The sequence below is a fragment of the Sphingobacterium sp. UT-1RO-CII-1 genome, from assembly GCF_026711005.1.
In the GTDB taxonomy this organism is placed as follows: Bacteria; Bacteroidota; Bacteroidia; order Sphingobacteriales; family Sphingobacteriaceae; genus Sphingobacterium.
In genome coordinates this window covers 26,025-39,392 of the sequence record NZ_JAPPVJ010000012.1, presented here as the reverse complement: position 1 = coordinate 39,392, position 13,368 = coordinate 26,025, and the positions used below count along the sequence as shown (strand labels likewise).

19 protein-coding genes, 2 tRNA genes and 1 pseudogene are annotated in these 13,368 nt (G+C 38.8%); 5 read left to right on the top strand and 17 right to left on the bottom strand.

Annotation, left to right across the window (positions count from 1 at the left end; genetic code table 11):
• Nucleotides 1-32 precede the first annotated feature (32 nt).
• The 15 genes from ORI89_RS18735 to ORI89_RS18665 all read right to left on the bottom strand — a co-directional run bounded on the left by ORI89_RS18735 (nucleotide 33) and on the right by ORI89_RS18665 (nucleotide 9,330).
• The gene (locus ORI89_RS18735; RefSeq protein ID WP_268232050.1) at nucleotides 33-1,454 is read right to left on the bottom strand and encodes a hypothetical protein; all 1,422 of its coding nucleotides are present in this window, start codon (nucleotides 1,452-1,454) and stop codon (nucleotides 33-35) included.
• Nucleotides 1,429-1,968 (bottom strand): hypothetical protein, encoded by a 540-nt coding sequence (locus tag ORI89_RS18730; RefSeq protein WP_268232049.1) that lies wholly within the window; start codon nucleotides 1,966-1,968, stop codon nucleotides 1,429-1,431. The genes ORI89_RS18735 and ORI89_RS18730 overlap by 26 nt, the downstream gene beginning before the upstream one ends.
• A 44-nt stretch (nucleotides 1,969-2,012) precedes the next feature.
• Complete coding sequence (locus tag ORI89_RS18725; protein WP_268232048.1) at nucleotides 2,013-2,858, bottom strand: DUF6371 domain-containing protein; 846 nt, start codon at nucleotides 2,856-2,858, stop codon at nucleotides 2,013-2,015.
• Between the two features lie 10 nt (nucleotides 2,859-2,868).
• Nucleotides 2,869-3,222 (bottom strand): hypothetical protein, encoded by a 354-nt coding sequence (locus tag ORI89_RS18720; RefSeq protein WP_268232047.1) that lies wholly within the window; start codon nucleotides 3,220-3,222, stop codon nucleotides 2,869-2,871.
• A gap of 430 nt (nucleotides 3,223-3,652) precedes the next feature.
• Nucleotides 3,653-3,961, bottom strand: coding sequence for a hypothetical protein (locus ORI89_RS18715; protein ID WP_268232046.1), 309 nt, complete (start codon nucleotides 3,959-3,961; stop codon nucleotides 3,653-3,655).
• Nucleotides 3,962-4,278: 317 nt separating this feature from the next.
• Nucleotides 4,279-5,310 carry an AAA family ATPase gene (locus tag ORI89_RS18710; protein ID WP_268232045.1) on the bottom strand — a complete coding sequence of 344 codons (1,032 nt, stop codon included), beginning with the start codon at nucleotides 5,308-5,310 and terminating at the stop codon, nucleotides 4,279-4,281.
• Nucleotides 5,291-5,755 (bottom strand): hypothetical protein, encoded by a 465-nt coding sequence (locus ORI89_RS18705; RefSeq protein WP_268232044.1) that lies wholly within the window; start codon nucleotides 5,753-5,755, stop codon nucleotides 5,291-5,293. Before ORI89_RS18705 ends, ORI89_RS18710 begins: the two co-directional genes overlap by 20 nt.
• Nucleotides 5,688-6,014 (bottom strand): hypothetical protein, encoded by a 327-nt coding sequence (locus ORI89_RS18700; RefSeq protein WP_268232043.1) that lies wholly within the window; start codon nucleotides 6,012-6,014, stop codon nucleotides 5,688-5,690. Before ORI89_RS18700 ends, ORI89_RS18705 begins: the two co-directional genes overlap by 68 nt.
• Nucleotide 6,015: 1 nt before the next feature.
• Nucleotides 6,016-6,369 (bottom strand): DUF3127 domain-containing protein, encoded by a 354-nt coding sequence (locus tag ORI89_RS18695; RefSeq protein ID WP_268232042.1) that lies wholly within the window; start codon nucleotides 6,367-6,369, stop codon nucleotides 6,016-6,018.
• Entirely contained in the window at nucleotides 6,360-6,938 is a 579-nt protein-coding gene (locus tag ORI89_RS18690) for a 3'-5' exonuclease (RefSeq protein WP_268232041.1), read from the bottom strand. The genes ORI89_RS18695 and ORI89_RS18690 overlap by 10 nt, the downstream gene beginning before the upstream one ends.
• Before the next feature lie 80 nt (nucleotides 6,939-7,018).
• On the bottom strand, nucleotides 7,019-7,726 hold the full coding sequence (locus ORI89_RS18685) for a hypothetical protein (protein ID WP_268232040.1): 708 nt from the start codon (nucleotides 7,724-7,726) through the stop codon (nucleotides 7,019-7,021).
• The gene (locus ORI89_RS18680) at nucleotides 7,726-8,562 is read right to left on the bottom strand and encodes an AAA family ATPase (RefSeq protein ID WP_268232039.1); all 837 of its coding nucleotides are present in this window, start codon (nucleotides 8,560-8,562) and stop codon (nucleotides 7,726-7,728) included. Before ORI89_RS18680 ends, ORI89_RS18685 begins: the two co-directional genes overlap by 1 nt.
• Nucleotides 8,563-8,581: 19 nt before the next feature.
• Nucleotides 8,582-8,716, bottom strand: coding sequence for a hypothetical protein (locus ORI89_RS18675; protein WP_268232038.1), 135 nt, complete (start codon nucleotides 8,714-8,716; stop codon nucleotides 8,582-8,584).
• 83 nt (nucleotides 8,717-8,799) lie between these two features.
• Nucleotides 8,800-9,105, bottom strand: a complete 306-nt coding sequence (locus ORI89_RS18670) for a hypothetical protein (RefSeq protein ID WP_268232037.1) — start codon at nucleotides 9,103-9,105, stop codon at nucleotides 8,800-8,802.
• Nucleotides 9,106-9,132: 27 nt separating this feature from the next.
• On the bottom strand, nucleotides 9,133-9,330 hold the full coding sequence (locus tag ORI89_RS18665) for a hypothetical protein (RefSeq protein WP_268232036.1): 198 nt from the start codon (nucleotides 9,328-9,330) through the stop codon (nucleotides 9,133-9,135).
• 118 nt (nucleotides 9,331-9,448) lie between these two features.
• Between ORI89_RS18665 and ORI89_RS18660 the strand changes: the two genes are divergently transcribed.
• The 3 genes from ORI89_RS18660 to ORI89_RS18650 all read left to right on the top strand — a co-directional run bounded on the left by ORI89_RS18660 (nucleotide 9,449) and on the right by ORI89_RS18650 (nucleotide 11,029).
• Complete coding sequence (locus tag ORI89_RS18660; protein WP_268232035.1) at nucleotides 9,449-10,141, top strand: helix-turn-helix domain-containing protein; 693 nt, start codon at nucleotides 9,449-9,451, stop codon at nucleotides 10,139-10,141.
• 248 nt (nucleotides 10,142-10,389) lie between these two features.
• The gene (locus ORI89_RS18655) at nucleotides 10,390-10,776 is read left to right on the top strand and encodes a hypothetical protein (protein WP_268232034.1); all 387 of its coding nucleotides are present in this window, start codon (nucleotides 10,390-10,392) and stop codon (nucleotides 10,774-10,776) included.
• 1 nt (nucleotide 10,777) lies between these two features.
• Entirely contained in the window at nucleotides 10,778-11,029 is a 252-nt protein-coding gene (locus ORI89_RS18650; protein ID WP_268232033.1) for a helix-turn-helix domain-containing protein, read from the top strand.
• On the opposite strand, the gene ORI89_RS18645 is transcribed toward ORI89_RS18650, so the two are convergent.
• On the bottom strand, nucleotides 10,991-12,217 hold the full coding sequence (locus ORI89_RS18645; RefSeq protein ID WP_268232032.1) for a phage integrase SAM-like domain-containing protein: 1,227 nt from the start codon (nucleotides 12,215-12,217) through the stop codon (nucleotides 10,991-10,993). The genes ORI89_RS18650 and ORI89_RS18645 overlap by 39 nt on opposite strands.
• Nucleotides 12,218-12,331: 114 nt before the next feature.
• Nucleotides 12,332-12,405 (bottom strand) — tRNA-Arg (locus ORI89_RS18640).
• 341 nt (nucleotides 12,406-12,746) lie between these two features.
• On the opposite strand from ORI89_RS18640, the gene ORI89_RS18635 reads away from it, so the two are divergent.
• Nucleotides 12,747-12,831, top strand: a tRNA-Ser gene (locus ORI89_RS18635).
• 262 nt (nucleotides 12,832-13,093) lie between these two features.
• Nucleotides 13,094-13,339 (top strand): annotated as a pseudogene (locus tag ORI89_RS18630) (Arm DNA-binding domain-containing protein); the annotation flags it as partial.
• Nucleotides 13,340-13,368 lie beyond the last annotated feature (29 nt).

Sequence of the window (13,368 nt, the reverse complement as noted above, 5' to 3'; positions counted from 1 at the left end):
TTTGACTGTACCCTATGGGGGCTTTATTTATCTTAAATCACAAACATTTTTTTCTTTCCTAAAACCCTTTGTATCGCTTGACATAGCGCATCTTGAAGGTCATCGTTATTGTTGTTCGGAAACTTCAATATCCCTTGCTTATCACACGTGTAAAGGAACTCCAATAGCGAAGCCCTCACATACACACTACCTCTCTCCACATAAGGTGTCGCCATATTCGCTTTAGCCTCCTTATCTCCACCAAGAGGGTTGACCTCTTTGGCTGATATACCCTGATTGACTAATGTCTGCTTTGCGCTTTTTCCGCTAGCCTTAGCTTCGATGTGGTGGGGTGCTTTACGCTTCTTCATATAATCTATCAACTGCGGAAATTCAAGCCAATCAAAGCCAATATCGGTGATGTACATATTTTTCTCATACTCACCTGACGTGACATAAGCACTCGCACTATTCGTGTCCTTGTCAGTATACGCCAAGTCCCAATCTGTGCCGTACTGTTTTAGTTTTGGAATAAGCTCGTCCAGCTCTTTATCAGGTATTGGAATAAACCAACGCTTCCAGATACCGCCATCAGCTGGAGCAGGGTTTTGGTCATACTGACCAGCATAGCCATAACTACCTAAGTCGATACGTGCATCGTTAAGAGCCTTATCGGATAACCTAACGGGGTCAAGATTACCATCAACGTAATGTTTTGCAAGCTCTGCTGGTATAGGCTCTACACCGCTGGATATTTTACCAGGCAGTTTAAAGTGTCGTAATGCCTTTCCTTGTTTGCTCAACCAGTTTCCTGTACAATCTTCCTCATGCAACCTCTGCATCACAAGTATCGTAGGGGTCATCTCCTTGTTAACCTTACGAGACGATAACGTTACGTCCATCCATTCGTTAGCTGTCAACCTTTCAGCTTCACTCGCTGCTTGCTTAGGGTTCAGCGGATCATCAATTAATATTATGTGTGCGTGAATACCCGTAATTGTACCACCTACAGATGTAGCGTATCTCTCACCGTTACTTGTGTTTTTGTAGTGTGTCTTATTGTCCTGGTCACGCTTTATTTCCACCTCAGGGAACAACCTCCTGTACTTTTCTGATTTTATTATATCCCGTGACTTAATAGCGTGATCCGTCGCAAGTGAAGCAGAATAACTGCCCGTTACGATACGAAGTGTTGGGTCAACTGCCCATGCCCATGCTGGAAGCATCACAGTTACAATTGTACTTTTCGTTGTACCTGGGGGAATGTTTATAATCTCGTCATACAGTTTTGGAAGTCTCTGTTTAACACGAAAAACCGTTTCTTGCAACTGATCACACAAAAACGGTATATGCCAGTTGTAAACAGGTGTCTCTGGGATGATAACATCCCAAAACTCTTTTACAAACTCAAAGAACGATTTGCGGCATAATTCCGCTGTTATTTCATCATCAGTGAGAGTCAGCAGATCCATCATCACTCCTCATCTTTCTGCTGATCTCCCTGAATGCTTTTAACTCCTCTACTGACAATTTGCTTAGATCAGGTTTAGCCTCTCTGACCTCTTGCTTTATTTCCTGTTTAGCTTCTACCTTGTCTGCAAGTCCTAATATTCTGACCGATACATTACTATTATACTGACCTACAAGTGCCCCGACAGCTACATCACTGTATCTGTGGTTTTTTATACGGGTAATGACACCCAAGTATTCTTTGTACCTTTCGTCTTGCTCGTTGAAGTAATGATGTATCGTTCTGTTGTGAGTAGCATCTACCCAAGTGTAGAACTCTTCTAGCACTAACGGCCTTTCAACGGGCACCTGAACAGCTTTACCAAGCTTCTGGCTTAACTGGAATATCAACTTAGGGTTATCTTTAGCCCAAATCACAAAATCAGTCCACAGTTGCCAAATATCGTCAGGGGTGAAGTTTTTACATCTCCCGTCTGTTTTCCTTAATTTCCAATATTCGTTACCTACAGGTGCACTCATACTCCAAAGTTAACAACCAATTTCGACACTTGCAAATGTAGGTGTTAAATTAAATAATCTGCAATATCCAATCCTAACTCTCTTTCATCAGCCGTTGCCCTATCTTCAAGCGCACGGCTAATATTCCAGCCATACTCACTCGCTTTAACTTTCCATTTGTCAAACGCCCCAAGGTCAGGGAATAGCGTCACGTGACGATGTTTAAGCACCTTGCACTTATGATACCCTAATCCTGTCAAAGAACCTGATGCAAGCCAAATGAACTCTGGCATAAAATGCGAAGCTATACACGCTGTTTTCTCACTCTCTACGATTGCAATTTTATTTTGATTACCTACTATCAGGTGTTCACCAAAAAAGCACTGTGTGACCTCAAAGCCTTTATATTTCGGATTAACCTTGTGATACCACGTTGATGACTGCGATTTGTCACGCCTACCGTCAGGTCCGTACTTCATCAATTTGCCCGACCTGCAATTGTCATCTACATCAAACTGCCACCAAATAATCCAATTCTGCGTTGTGGGGAACGTTTGGTCAATTCCGATACGGTAACGTTCGACTATTGCATCAACTGCATCATACCCGAGCTTATCGACTAGAAAGTTTATCAAATTGTTTTCCTCAAATCGTGTGGACGTTTTTACAGCGTCCTCGTAGTCGATAAACATAAGTTTCTTTCTGCGCTGAATTTTAGGAGCAACAATAACCTTTTCATTATCTGGAATATTGAGATAACCACAGTTAACCTCCCTGTCACATCTACCGAAAATATCAGCAGCATAATTACCCTTTTCATCACGGTACCTGACAAATGTTTTCTTACCACAATTCGGACATCTGAATTTCTTGCTGGAAGTATCAAGTTTGAATTTAAAATCTACAGCCATAATGTTTATGTCAAACCGATTTTCGTTTAATAGCATAACTCGCTATATCATCAAATTCGTACGCTCTCGCTAAAAGAAAGTCGTTTAACCCGGGGCAATGATCTGATAATGACTCCCGATAGTCTCGCATGAAGGCTGCGAACTCCATCAATGTCATTCTATTGATTTCATCCCTTAACGATTGCACTTCCTCTGACAGGTCTACATCGTCATTCATATTGCCTAGCATATCGTCCTTTTTTATTTCTCCATCTATTGAACCTCTGTCACCGTTCGATATTTTGATAGCTATTAATGCAAATGCTGGAAATAATATCCCAGAAAACATTATCAAAATGCTGATTACATATTTTATAATTTCCATGTATGTTTTGTTTATGTTTGTTTTATGAACAATTTTAATACAGACCTATTTAAAAACATTAAAGTCAGCGACTTTTCGTTAGCCTGCATCTCTTTGTTAGGAACTCTTTCAGCCCCTTCAATCTTCATTTACTTATTTGATAAGAGCTTTTTGAATGATTCTAGTATTGTTGTAACTCTGACTTTACTGTTAAGTCTCGGTATCATCTCGATCTCTATACACTTTTTTATTACGGTTCTTTTATTCCCTAACAAAATAATTTCAGATGGATTTACGGTCGACACATCTAGTTTTATTATGCCTTTTGCTGTTTTTTATCAAAGCACTACCATCACAGTGTTTTTAGTGATTCCTTACATATTTAATGATTTTGAAATAACAAAATTTCATAGAATTGCGAACCAAGATATGGGCACATTAATCTCTAGATTCATGGCTTATCTTGCTTTTGTTCTTTTTCTTTACAGCCCTGCTCTTCTATCTGCGAAATTCCTATACCACAAGGTGCGACAGATATCATGTAAGAAACGATAAGCGTAAAGTTCAAGACAAAGAATGTCGCACTAGCTTTTTCTTTTCGCTCTTCACTCCAATCCATGAAGTTTATATCTTCAAATAAATATGCACAAATCGCATAGGTTATTAAATAGATAATCGACCAACCTATCAACACTGATTTATTTAAGATCGCCCATTCCTTGCGGGCTAAATTCTGTTTTTCTTTTTCTGTCATTTCCATTTTATTTAATTTTTAATATTCGGTTTAATCCTACCGTTCTATCATGGGTTAAGGTTAGCCCCCTATATATATAGGGGGGCTTAACCCATTAACCCAATATAACGGGCTAACTATCATGGGTTAAGTAACCCGTTATAAAACACTCTATAATTCAACTGTTTATAATCATGGGTTAATTAGCAATCGTATCTTAACCCAATAGAGTTAACCCAATAAAAGAATTACTACCGTTAACCCAATATAACCAACTGCTTGTCAGCAACTTGTTTGTCATGGGTTAATTAAGCTTTTTTAGTTAACCCATGATAAACCATATTTTAAAGAACTAATTTGTATAATGTTTTATTCCAATCTTTCTCGCCCATTATCAAGTTTTGTTGCACTAAATGGGATATAAAAGATTTCGATTTACTTACCCCAAAAGATATTCCGTGCAATCCATATCCGGCAATAACAGCACTTTGTAACTCTCCGTATGATAGCTCAACTACATTGTTAAAGACAGTGCTTAGCATATCCCTATGCTCGTCTAATGTAAAGTCAGCTGGCTGCACCGATCGCCTGCCAACACCAACCTCTACATGGCCCATGTAGTCTTGTATGAGTTGAGGTATTCCGTATGTATCACGCTGGAATGCGAACTCTTGGAACGGCTCGGAACGTGTGAACTCAGGCGAACAAACAACGTTCTTATAGTCATCTGTGCAAACTGAAATAACGGTCTCCGACTTGTTTATCATTTCTGTACCTAAATGCCCCCGTGCGTTATCATTTCCTTTGTTGGTGTGTAATACACTTAACACATGGCACTCATACTGCTGAGCAACACGCATCATATTACCGCTCATTATAGTGGCTTCCTCAGGGTTGTTGATGTCGAACACAAGGTCACGAATACCGTCTATTACAACGAGATCAGGGTTAAAGTGTGCAATTGCTTGTTCGAGCATAGAAAATCGCTCTACAGGGTTAAAAACACGTACATCGAGGTAATGCAGGTTAGGGCATAAACTCATACCTGCAATGTTTAATATCCATGATTGTGTTCTACTCCCATAGTACTCTCCTTGCTCCGTATCAAGCCATAACACCACCATGCCTTGTTGTATGCACTGCGCTACTATCCAAGATGTAGCCGTTGTTTTACCCGACTTCGCCTTGCCTATAAGTGTAGAAATAGATTTCTTTGTAAAAACAGGAATGCCCGATAACTCGAATATGCTTTCGGGCATCGGAACTTCTACACCCTGCGGTATGATATGCTTTAACACAAGGTCAATAGGAGTGCTGCTAGTAGTCTCTTGTTCTACCGCTTCATTACGTATGCTATCAACCAAATCTAACGGCATTGCGCACCTCCTTTACGTGATCTATGAAACCTCGTAACCACTCGTATGCACTTTGAAAGTCTCTAGCAATATAGTACACACCTCCAGCCGCTTCAACATCCTGTTGGTACTTTTTTTGCTTGTCGGACTGTTTGTCCGTATCAATCTTTACTTCAATCTTTACGCTCATTCCCTCGATGGTAGCCGATATATCTGCGCTTCCTGCTGTTGATCCTCCACGTGTCCAAGTAGTCGAGCCTATCATCTTAGTTCGCCCTAATACATCGGTTACTTGTTGCCTATTATCACGCATCACACCCATGGTGTTTATCCGCTCTGCCTGATAACCTAATAGCTGTAGGAAATCTACAATCTGATTTGTAAGCCTGTTAGCTGGTTTAGAAACTGAATAAGATTTGGCCGTCGGATACGGGTTGTTTGGGTATCGTTTTCTTGTTTGAAGCACCCACATTTCGGTTAACACCTTTAGCCCGTTCCCTTTGCACTCGTTGTGAATTTTCTTTAGTTCTTCGCTTGTTATTGTTATCTTCGTCCCTGTCATAACTAATTTTCTCTGTGGTAATTGAAAATGGGTTTGACAACTTAGTCACGTGCTGAACTATTAGCACGTGACCTCTTTTGTCTATAATATTAACCTCATCGCCCTCACTACCTAATTTTACATTAGGGTCTACCGCTAAGTAAACATCCTCCCTGAGTATCATTTTAAAAAGGCAAATCATCGTCTGGTTCATCTATATTAATATCTACAGGTGGCTGAGTTGCTTGCGTAGTGTCTGATTGTAACTTGTTAACCCTCCAAGATACAAGACTGTTAAAGTAAGTTGTTACACCTTCTTTGTTTTGCCATGGGCGACCTCTCAAGTTGAATGAAACCTCGATTTCATCTCCTGGTATTAGATTGTCAAAGATGCTTACACGGTCTTGTGTAGCTTCAAATCGTATATACTCCACAAACTGTGGGTTTTCTGCGTACGCTACGATAAGGTCACGTTTCTTGAATGATTCCGTTACTTGTTGTGTAGCTCCTATTTCGTGTACTTTTCCTGTTAATTGCATGATGTGTTGTTGATTTTATGGTAAATATCTCTTGTTAATTTCACGTCATATAGCGCATCGTGAAGCTTTTCTTCATCAAATAAAATTCCTAAATGACTGGCTACGGTAGAAAGTTTGAAGTTTTCGAGCATAGGCCTTTGCTCCAATAGGTTGTTTGAAGCGAGTACCATTACGTCCACACTATCCGACCAAAAGTAAGATCCGAAAAACTTATCAAGGTTTTTGTGAAAGAACTGCCTAAAGAACTTATCGTCGAATCCCCTGTTGTTGTACCCAACAAGGTGGAATTTATCCAGACTATCATATTTGTTTATGTAAGAGCCTATAACACCGATAATTTGGCTATACACTTCTCTTATGTCAGGGTATTTCATAATGTCGTCTTTAGACACACCCGAAATATCCAAAGCTTTCGGGTCTATTTGATCATTGTAGTGAGGTTTAACCTTGTAATTAAACTCTCCACGAACCACACCGTCAATTTCAATAACTCCAGAAATTTGATGTATCCCGTTTCTTTCGTGGTCTAAACCTGTTGTTTCAAGGTCATAGAAAAATAATTTTGCCATTTACTTCTTTGCTTTACTATCTGTGTACATCATCGCACATATAAATGCGATAGCTATTATAAATTTTATCCAAATGGGCATTATGCTATCTCTTTTAAAAATGATTGGGAGTAGAATCCTGTTGATTCGATATACTTACGACATTCAAGTACCCTGTCGGCTATTGCAAGTATGCGCTTAGGGTCTCGCTCCACCTCGAATACCTTTAACCTTAATTCGGGGGGCAGGTTGGAATAGGTCATATCCTCCTTAACCTTTTGGTACACCTCGGGAGGTATTTCACCTCTGTAACCCTCTTTCCAAGAAAGTCGGGACATTTCCTTTTTCATAAGGTCAAGAGGTGCATCCATAAGGCAGTAGACTAGCTGAGCTTTTCCGTAGTTAGTAAGTTCCGTATAACCCTGTAGTTGGTCGTCATATCCTTTGGATGGTATAATAGTGTCATATAATGGAAACGTGAAGCAATCCCACGAATTTTTAATGTCGATGATGGTATCGGCTTTGGGCCTCATTACGTCAGGCGTTCCCTGCATGAAGTCGTTTTCAAACCACTCATCGTTTTTATGTACTTCGCCCCAACCAAGATTCTCAGCAGCGTACTGTATAGCTTCGTCCTCGCAGGCATTGCCCTTGTCGAAGTACTTAGATGCAAAGTCTTTTCTACGTTCGTATATTTGTTCTTTCATCCATTCATTTAGATAATCATACCCTGTTTTACCAAGTCCTTTGATGCCCATGATATTGCTTATAGCAGAGCATCTAATTTTGAATTTTGGAAATTTTTTCATTACGCTGGTGTTAGTTCGTCCTTACGCTTGTCTTTAACTGACACAAAGTCATCATCAGTTTGTAAAGACTTGTATTTACTCCAAATAGTCTTCAAATCGTCAAGCGTCTGCACTACTTCCATTTCACTGATGGCAACCTGCTTTTCAGACACTCCACTTTCACACCATTCTTTGATGCGCTCTCCTGTTTTCTCGGTGATTAGAAACGGACTATTACCCTCAAATAATCCCGTACGATCCTTGGATGGTACAGCTAAGTGTGTGTCTCTGTCAATTTCTAACGATACGGTAAGTTCATATTCCCAGCCATCACGCTGCTGGTCTTTCATACCTACTTTTTTGACCTCCTTGCGTCCTGCATTCTCAGTCAGAATAGTTTCAGTTTTTGACCTTGTGCAAGTGATGATATGTACAGGGGAATGCAAAATCTTATTGACAAAAGCGTCGTGACGTGGTGTGGTATGAGACCATGCACTCCATGTGTTACCTTTAAACTTAGCGTCTGCTAACTTTTGATTTTCCTCTAACAGCGTAGTCCATTCATGTGTGGTACTGTCAATTATGATAAGCTCCATACTGGCATCAATACAGGTGTCAATAGCCTGCATATATTTTTCAGGCGTAAACGGTGGCTGTAGCTCTATCGTGTTAAAGTCTCCTAAGTGGCTGTATAGCGATGCTGAACCGTTCTCTGTGTCGATAACTGCAATCTTTGTCCAGTTGCCTGTTATCCCTTTAGCCATCAATAACGATGACATGGTTTTACCTGCTCCACTCGGTGCAGATAGGTTTAGTTTAAGCTTTACGGCTTTTCGTGTAGCTTTTTTTAGTATCATTTCTCTGTGGTTTTAATATTTAAAATTCTAATGCTAATACAACACGCCCCTTGTGAACGATGTCAAATCGTCCTGTGCTGTACTCAAATGTTGTACGACCTATTTTAAGAATATATTCTGTTCCGAAGTCATGGGTTAATTTTAGTAGTCTCATTTTGTTTATGTATGTAGTTAAACCATTTATTTATTGCTTCCGTGCTTTTCGGGTTCCACTCCTTTGGTGGATCAACCGATTTCTTAACCAGTAGCTTTTTCATCTTTTGGAATCATTAAAAATCTAATTCTATTTTCTGCTGTTAATGCGTAGTTAAGCTCCTTTACATCGTAGTAATAGTTGCCTTTCTCATAGTGTTGTTTACGCTCCAGTAGTCCGTGTTTTTCAAATCGCTTTATTAGCTTTTCTCCGTGTCTTTTAATCGCTTCGACACGCCAGATGATAGGGGAAGTTTCCCCCACATCTATTAGCGCATTCTTTGCCCCAATTTCCGCCGCTTCCATAAGCATTTTGCGAAATTCGATTGGCGATAGTGTTACGTAATCCATTTCTCTGTGGTTTTGTTTTCTCTGTGGTTATTTTATTCTGCGTACCGCTATCTTACCAGCGACCGCCTTTGTTGATGTCTCAAATAGCAAAGTTGTATAACTGTGAATCTCTGATACTACCTGCCTAACACGTAGGGTATGAGCTACGTCAAACTGACACACTTCGTCTATTTCAGCTGATAGAACTTCTGTTCTGATCTCATTTTTAGTAAGTGGAAACTCCATGTCTTATTATTTGTTATATAATTATTATATATCTTTGTTCTGAATTGTTATACAAACATAGGTATCAAATGACACAATTGCAAGTATAATGTATCAATTGACACTAATAATATTGTAAATGACTGATAATCATAAAGAAAAAAATACTAGACTTAAACTTTTTAGAAAGGAATTAGGCCTAAGCCAGCAGCAAATGGCTAGTGTATTAGGATTGAACAGGTCTAATTTATCTAAAATTGAGAATAATGAGGATGGACGAAATGTTCCAAAGGACACTTTTTATGTTTTAAGTGATAAATTTAACCTTAATCCTGAGTGGTGGGAGACTGGGACAGGTGAAATGATTGTGTCAAATGATAATTCGGCAAAAAAAACTAACAACCCACCTACAAAAACTAACGGAGTGCCTTTTTTCGATTTAGATGTAACAGCGACAATAACGGGGTCGTACATGGATAGTGGACAGACCCCCGACTACTATATAGACTTTAAGCCTTTCAACGACTGCGATGCTTACGCGCGTGTGTACGGAGATAGTATGTACCCTAAGTATGGCAATGGTGAGATAATAGCTATTAAACGAATTTATAACCTTGAAGCCATATTGTGGGGTGAGGCCTATATGGTTGTTACAGATTCAGAATACGACAACCTACGAACTATAAAAACAGTACACCCTTATGATAAAGATGAGGAGTATATCGTATTAAGGGCTTCAAACCCAAATTTTAAAGGAGACACAAAAATTAAAAAACGAAATATTATAGGAATGTTTATTGTAAAAGGAAAAACAAGAATTGATCACGGATAAATAAAAAATATGCTACCAGACCTAAATAATCTATTCACGGAAGAAACAGATCAAGACCAAGTAAATCATGAGATTTTAAGACTTTGCATGGAAAATAACACTTTACTAAAGATGATATTAGTGAAGCTCACAAAAGATGATGATGCAAATGATATAATATCGGAATACGAAAGCCTTATGGCTGAATTATATATTAGAGTTATAAACACAATAGAAAAGAAAGACGAATAATTAAAACTATTACCAAAATGAAAAAACTATTACTACTATTAGCATTGCCATTAGTGATGGCTTGTTCAAAAGACAAAGACAACAATATTGATAATACAGGAAAGACGTTACAGGCTACCTATACGTTTCATCCGGGGCTTGTAACGTCAGACGTTGGTTATTATAGTCAAGTTGATAAAGCAAATAGAGGTCAATCCGACATAACAACACTAAAAAACTTTACAGACGTGGTCAAAAAAGGTGACAATATCAAACTTTGGATGAACACTACAAAAGAACCTAAAGGAAACTTTGACATAAGGCTTACAATTAACGGCAAGCTGGTTAGTGAAGTAAGTGGAAAAGACGGGGAAAGAAATATACAGCTACATTACACTGTAACAGACAAAGATTTTCAAAACTAAAATGAGACCAGACAAAAACATACGGACAAAAGAGGATATTGCAAGGCCATACGATGATATAGGTATGCGTATAAAGGAGTGGAGAATGTCTAAAGGCCTTAAACAAACAGATATTACAGGCGAACACGTAAGTTATTCAGCTCTACAGATGGTTGAATCGGGTAGACGCGCACCAACTGTAGAGCTATTAAGATACTTATATAAGGAGCAAGGTTTAGACCTCAATTTTATCATTTGCGGAGATCAGGGATAATACGTCAGCCTGTATCTTATCGATGATCGACCAGTCGGTGTCTATGTATCGGCTGGTTACAGATTGTTCGGAACTATGGTTTAAAGCAATACCAATATCGCGATCTGAGTGTCCAAATTCTTTGCTGGCAAGTGTTGCAAACGTATGTCGGGCATGATAGAATGTTATTTCGCCTAAACCTTTATTTACAGCCGCATTAAAATTTGTATAATTAGAATACCTGCGTTGTAAATATTCGGAGGTATATTGCTCGAGTAGGGGTAGGGCAGGGGCTGGTATTTTAATACTTATAAAGCCTTCATCGCTTCGTCTGTCTTTTACTTTAGACCTAGAATACTCTAAGCGTCCATCAACGATCGAGCGTTCAGATTCGTACATATCTACCATATTTAGGCCACACATATAGAAAGATAACATAAATATGTCCCTACCCAATTTTGCACGCCCTGTTAAGTCAGCGTCACGCATATTTATAATATCTTGTATAGATAAATCACTACCCTTCTTACGAGACTTAATAGGCACAGGCATATCATAGTATTCAAAAGGATTGGCAGTTACTAGAATATTGCCAGTACTGTTATATTCTTTACGACACATATTATGCATGGTCCTTATGTTAGTCATAACTTTAAATATCCCTGACCTTTCAAGACCTTTAGAATTAAGTTTAGTAATACCACCAAACTGATTTTCCCTTGCTATTATCCGTGGTTTTTTAAGGAAGTTCTCGAATCCCCTTAAAAACATAGTGGTAACCTTGTTCACATCTAAAGAACCTTTAGTATAATCAATCAGATGATTCACTGCTGATCTGCGTGCCCGATGTGTTCCTTGCTTTCCATCCGATTGTAGTTTATCCAGGTGTTTTTTACAATACTTTATAAAGTCTATGTCGACTGGTTCTTTAGATTCTGTAATACGCTGTAATACATCATCGGCAGTCATATGATCTAAATCGAATCCGATAGCGCCAATATTATCACGCATAACTTCCAGATCTCTATTTATTTTTTTCAGAACGACATAGTCCTTAATTGTCATGTTTGGCTTAAGTTGTGCATCGACAACATAATGTGATGATGCTTTGTAAACCTGCTTTCGCCTATGTGTAAGCCTATATTTAATATTATACGTGCCGTTACTTTTTCTGTGATGTTTAAATACAACATAATCTACTGTAGCCATTTTCGTAATACCTTTGTAATACACAAACGTATAAAAAGTAGTTTACAGGCACAATCTTATTGAGGCTTAAAAATAAAAAAAGCCCTTAGAGAGTATCTAAGGGCTTTTTATTTGTACGCCAATCAGGATTCGAACCTGAGACCGACGGTTTAGAAAACCGTTGCTCTATCCAGCTGAGCTATTGGCGCTCCTCTGCGTTGCAGTGCTACAAAAGTAGGTATTTATTAGATTGTTCCCAAATAAAAACTGCAATTTTGGAAAGATATTTAGTAACCTGTTGCAAAACAGCATGATATTTTATTTTTTGTAAATTATACTGCTCATAGACCATATGACTGGGCCATATTGTCTTTTTCTTATGCTTAATAAAACATGAAAATAGCCTTTAAAATAACAGCTTTAGATTATTTATTTTTTTTATGCGCCTATTTTGTTAGGTATCAGTTAGGTTAACTTCAATAGGTATTTTTTTATTGAATAAAAGGAGAAAATAATTTTGATAGATAGATAAAATTTGTACTTTTGTGGCGGAGAGCTGGCAGAGTGGTCGAATGCGGCGGTCTTGAAAACCGTTAACTGTAACAGGTTCGGGGGTTCGAATCCCTCGCTCTCCGCATCCTAACAAGGAAAATGTATCAAAACCCTACAAATTCAAAGATTTGTAGGGTTTTCTGTTTATAGGCCAATCCCGTTTTCTTCAATACTTCTCGTTTTCAGCGAGACCCTAGCGAGACCCTAATATCTGGTCATCTAGGGTCTCGCTAAAATGAACTCCAAGAATCAGTATAAATTGGTCTGCACAAGACCAAAGCCTGAACATCTTGACAGTTCCGTACATAAGGAATAAATTAAGTATTGAAATAAAACACCACAGCCATGAGTCATCAAGTCACCATTTACGTGTACGCCCGTGCGTCCAAAGCTAACGCAGCAGGTCAGCATCCCATCTATGTACGGATTACCATCCAAGGCAAGCGCACCGAATTTTCCACCAAGAAATTTATCAGCCCAAGCAAATGGGATCAGAAAAAGATGAAAATGAAGGGCAACACCGAAGAAGCCCGTTCAATAAACAGCTATCTAGACAGCGTAAGAAACAAGCTCACCCAAACCCAAGTTGTACTCGAGTACCAAGCAGCCAATATGACGCT